Source organism: Protofrankia sp. Cas3, from assembly GCF_963555955.1.
In the GTDB taxonomy this organism is placed as follows: Bacteria; Actinomycetota; Actinomycetes; order Frankiales; family Frankiaceae; genus Protofrankia.
The window spans coordinates 1-3,104 of the sequence record NZ_CAUVXP010000299.1; the positions used below are offsets into that span (position 1 = coordinate 1).

Here is a 3,104-nt window from a genome sequence, read left to right on the forward strand (position 1 = left end):
GATCCGTAGTCAAGTGCTCTATCCGTTGAGCTACGAGCGCCTGCCGGACCACCCTAGCGGACCGACTGGGCAAGACTACAGCATCGGCGGGTGATCTCCGAATCGATATCAGCGTGGCGGCAGCCGGTGCAGCTCGACGGCAGTCAGGCGGCCATCGGCGATCATCGTGGTCATGAAGCTGCAGTGCGGTCGGCAGACGACGAGGTCGGCGCCGGGGTGGGCGTTCGCAACCCGTTGGTCGCGCCCGGTCGCCGACGTGGATCACCACGTCCGCGGCGTCGGCGGCCATCCACACCGGTGCCGGCAGGTCTCGAGCGCGCTGAGGTATGTGCGTGTCGGCCACGAGTAGGAGCTTCATCCACCCATTCTGTACCGTGTTGTTCCTCCGTAGCGGGCGAAGCTTTTGTTGGGTACCAGTTCACGGGTAGGTAGCCTTTCGTTGGCGGCCGCCGGCATCCTGAACCGTTCGCCGCCACCGGGTTAGTATCGGCACCGTCCGGGTCCTTTGATTCGATGATCATAACTTCGAGGTGGCAGTGGCGAGAGTCTTCATCAGTCATGCGACGGAGGATTCGGCCGTCGCGACTGAGATCCTCGAATGGCTGCGCGCTGATAGGCATGATCCGTTTCTGGCTCGGGATCTGGCCGGGGGTATGCCGGTCGGCGAGAACTGGAAACAGCGTCTGTACCAGGAGCTGCGGGATGCCGACGCGGTTGTTTGCATCGTGACCGAAAGCTTCGTAGCGTCGAATTGGTGTGCCGCCGAAGTCGGCATTGCTGATTCGCGCGGTTGCCGTCTGCTGCCGCTGGCAGTCGAAGCAGGCGGTAAACATCCTTTGATGGAAGATCTTCACTATATCAGGTACTACGAGGACCGGCAGGCTGCCCGTAAACAGCTCGCAGACAACCTGGGTGATATTGTTGCTGGCGGGCGGACCACCTGGCGGGATGGAGACAATCCGTTCCCCGGCCTGCGTGCGTTCGGTTCTGACCTGGCCCAGATGTTCTTCGGCCGGTCCGGAGAGACCCGGGAACTCGCGAGTCTGCTGCGGGCAACCAGTCCGGACCGCAGCCTGCTGGCTGTGGTCGGGCCATCCGGATGCGGCAAGTCATCGCTGATGCGGGCGGGGCTGCTCCCGTTATTCAAGAAGGATCCGGCCTGGCTGGTAGCAGACCGGTGGGTTCCCGGAGACGATCCGGTCTCCGGGTTGGCGCAGGCCCTCACTGTGACGGCGAACAAGCTCAGGCTGGGCTGGTCAAAAGCCGACGTACGCGCCAAGCTCGACAATCCCAACCTGCTTGGGCTCAGGAGTTGCGCGGAAGAACTGCTCGGCGCTCGGGACTACACTGCCGTGCAGTGGTTACTGATCGGCCTTGACCAGGCTGAGGAGCTGTTCACCCGTGCCCCGGCCCCCGAGCGGGCACAGGTTGCTGCACTGCTGGACAAGGCGCTGGCCGGGCCGGTGCGATTGGTGGCGACACTGCGATCGGAATTCCTCGACGATCTGCGCACGCTACCGGAGCTGGTTGATACCGACATACAGCCCTTTCTGCTGCGACCGCTGGCGCCCGGCATGCTACCACTTGTCATCAAAGAGCCTGCGAAAAATGCCAGAATACAGGTGGAAGAGGAACTGCTGGTCCGCCTGTCCGCCGACGCCGAAAGCGGGGACGCGCTTCCCCTGCTCGCGTTCGCCCTTCACCAACTCGCCGACGGCCTCTCCCGTGGCGACACCATGACTGTTGAGAAGTACGACCGCATCGGCGGCGTCACCGGTGCTCTGACAAAGCATGCCGACGCCGCACTCGCTGACGCGATGAAAGCCGGCGCATTGACTGAACCTGAGGTGCTGGCCGGCCTGGTCAGGCTGGTTACCATTGACGAGGCAGGGCGACGAGCACGACGGCAGGTCCGGCAGAGCGACCTCTCTGAAGGCCTGCGGCGGGCTTTCGAGGTTTTCGTTGACAGGCGGCTACTCGTCGCCGATCATGGTGCCGCCGGAAATTGGTTCAGGGTAACACATGAGAAACTGCTGACCGAATGGCCCCCGCTGGATAAAGCCATCACGGAAAAAGAGGTGGTGCTGGGAGCCGCACGAGCGGTGGAGCAGGCGGCTGCCGAGTGGGAGAATGCCGATCAGAATCCCAGCTTCCTGTGGGACGCCAATCGGGTCAACGCCAACTTGACGATTCTCGGCTTACCCACCGTTGACGAGCCGTCCACGTCGGACGAGGCGGTAGTCGCTGTCAACCCCACCGGACAGGCCTTCCTCGAGGCTCATTACCGCCACTTTCAGAAAAGACGCGAAGAAGAGGAGGAGACGCACCGAGAAAAGGAAGCGGCGGCACTGCTTATCCGGCGTCAGGAGCAGCGATACCGAAAGCAGAGAATCGGAATTCTCTCGGGCTTCCTCTTCGTTGCCATGGTCGCCGCCGGCGTCGCATTCTGGCAGGGGCGCAGCGCCCGCGACGCCCAGCATGGCGCTGAGCGAGCGCGGCGCTCCGCGATCGCCTTCAGTATGCTTGTCCAATCTACCGCCAGTAGAGAGAAAGATCCACGCGACGCCTTCCGATTCGGCATCGCCGCCTACAATATCGACGAAAATGGTCCGGAAACCCGGGAAAGTCTCGTGCAGCTCCTCGCGAGCTTCCCCTATCGCGGGATCACGGTCGCGCAGAACACCTCGGTGACCTCGGTGGCGTTCTCACCTGACAGCCATGTTCTAGCTACCGGCAGTAATGACAGGGGTGTCCGTCTGTGGGATGTCAGTAGCCCGGGTCAACCGCACCTCATCGGTGTACCTCTCACCGGCCATACGGGCATCGTGACGTCGGTGGCATTTTCGCCTGATGGTCGGACTCTTGCCAGTGGCAGTAATGACAACAGCGTCCGTTTGTGGGATGTCAGTCGTCCGGGTCAAGCCCACCCTCTCGGTGAACCCCTCACCGGCAGCGACACCGTGACGTCGGTGGCGTTTTCTCCCGATGGCCATACTCTTGTCAGCGGAAGTTATGACTACAATAACCCCGTTCGCCTGTGGGATCTCACCACCCCAACCGCTCCCATACCTCTCGGCCCACTGCCCAGAGGTCACACGGGTATT

General features: G+C 62.4%; 1 protein-coding gene. It reads left to right on the top strand.

Features of this window, described 5'->3' with window-relative positions; all coding sequences use genetic code 11:
• Nucleotides 1–536: 536 nt before the first annotated feature.
• A partial coding sequence (locus U9983_RS27400; protein ID WP_322756780.1) for a TIR domain-containing protein occupies nucleotides 537–3,104 on the top strand: 2,568 nt, incomplete at its 3' end.